We start from the raw sequence: 1,903 nt of genomic DNA, 5'->3' as shown, positions 1-1,903 counted from the left end.
AGATGGGATATGCAGCTTCAATCTCAGTTGTGCTGTTTGTGATGATGCTGCTGACCAACACGATAATCAGGAAATTAATTGCCCATGTATCCGGGGATTCATGAAAAGGAGGAACGGCAAGGTTGATTCTGAAAACTAGAAAGATTAACCGTTCTTTGGGCGGTAATATTGCAATGATATTGCTGCTGACAATTATGGGTTTTTTTATGATACTTCCCTTTGTTTATTCTGTTTTACAGTCCCTCAAACCTCCGGAAGAGCTTTTTGTATTTCCGCCCCGCTTTTTTGTGATTTCTCCTACGCTTGATAATTTTCGAGATTTGTTTAAAGTGAGCAACTCCTTATGGGTTCCATTTGGGCGGTATTTAATAAACAGCCTTTTCGTTACTATTACCGCAACTGCTCTTCATGTGTTTTTTGCATCTATGGCGGGCTTTGTGTTAGCGAAATATGTATTCCCTTTTTCCAGGGCCTTTTTCGAGATTATTGTGCTTTCACTGTTGTTTACTGGCGACGTTGTCAATGTTATGAGATATCTGGTTATGGCAAAGCTTGGAATGATCGACACGGTATTTGCGCTGGTTCTTCCGCCTGTTGCCAGCCCACTTGGATTGTTTCTAATGACCCAATTTATCAAAAGCCTTCCAAACTCATTGATAGAATCGGCAGAATTGGACGGTGCTTCTACATATCGGATTCTTTGGGATATTATTATGCCTAACGTGAAGCCTGCCTGGCTGACACTTATAATCTTTTGCATACAAAGCGTTTGGAATATGACCGGGGGCAGCTATATTTATTCAGAGCAAAGAAAGTTATTGCCAACCATTTTTAATCAAATTGCTGCCGGTGGAATTGCACGTGCTGGGGTTTCGGCTGCGGCATCAGTACTGTTGATGGCTCTACCTACAGTGACATTTTTATTGTCCCAGAGCAGTATCATGGAAACTATGATCCATTCAGGTATTAAGGAGTAGTACAATGAAAATAAATTGGAAAATTCTGCGCCTGGCTGGTTGCCTTGTATGCTGCATATTTTTGATTTCGGTAACACAGAACTCTTTTGCTGACAGCTATATCACATATACGTATAACTCGTGGAAAGAAGCAGTGCCTATACCTGATGCTTATTTTCCGCAGATGGCTATCGATGGTTCTCAGCTTGGCATTGCTCCTTTTGTGAAACCCACTGATATTTTTGTTGCCGGGGACAAAAGAGTTTACATTCTGGATAGTGGCACGGCTCAGGTGATTGTGTTAACCCCTGAACTGCAATATCAGCAGACAATATCCAGGTTTACAAAAGACGGTGCACCCTATGTATTTGGCAAGGAACTTAGCGGCATATTCGTAACTGATGATGGACATATTTTGATTGCAGATAAAGAATCTGGTCAGGTGATTATGAGTTCTTCTTCTGGTGAAATTATTAAAGTTTTTAAAAAACCAGATACCCCATTGTATCCCAATAATGTTAAGTTTTCACCGAAAAAAGTTCTGGTGGATTCCTCCGGCAATGTCTACGTATTAGCAGAGGGGCTATATTATGGTGCGGTGGTCTACAATCCGGATGGTGAATTCCTGGGATTTTTCGGAATAAATAAGGTAGCGGTAAACGCAGAAGTATTGGCCGATTATTTATGGAAAAAAATCCTGAATAAAGAAATGAGAGAACAGTTGGCGCGCTATGTACCGGTTGAATACAACAACATGGTTATTGATGAAAAAAACTTTATCTATACCTGTACACAGAATATGTTGAGGAAATTGAATCCCAGTGGCAAAGACGTGCTGCGCGCGACTACAAAACAGTTCGGTGACCCTTATGTTCTTTGGTTGCAAGGCAAGCCAATAAAAACCAATTTTATTGACTTAACTGTAGAGCCTGGGGGCATTGTCACAC

At 41.0% G+C, this 1,903-nt stretch carries 2 protein-coding genes; both read left to right on the top strand.

Annotated features, from left to right (window positions below):
• Positions 1–173: 173 nt before the first annotated feature.
• Positions 174–977, top strand: coding sequence for a carbohydrate ABC transporter permease (locus AC29Z1_RS17380; protein ID WP_488272702.1), 804 nt, complete (start codon positions 174–176; stop codon positions 975–977).
• 4 nt (positions 978–981) lie between these two features.
• On the top strand, positions 982–1,903 hold a 922-nt coding region (locus tag AC29Z1_RS17375), incomplete at its 3' end, for an NHL repeat-containing protein (RefSeq protein ID WP_488272701.1).

The organism is Sporomusa sp., assembly GCF_057736855.1.
Note: the sequence above shows the minus strand (reverse complement) of the source record. Positions and strands in the feature narration are given on the sequence as shown.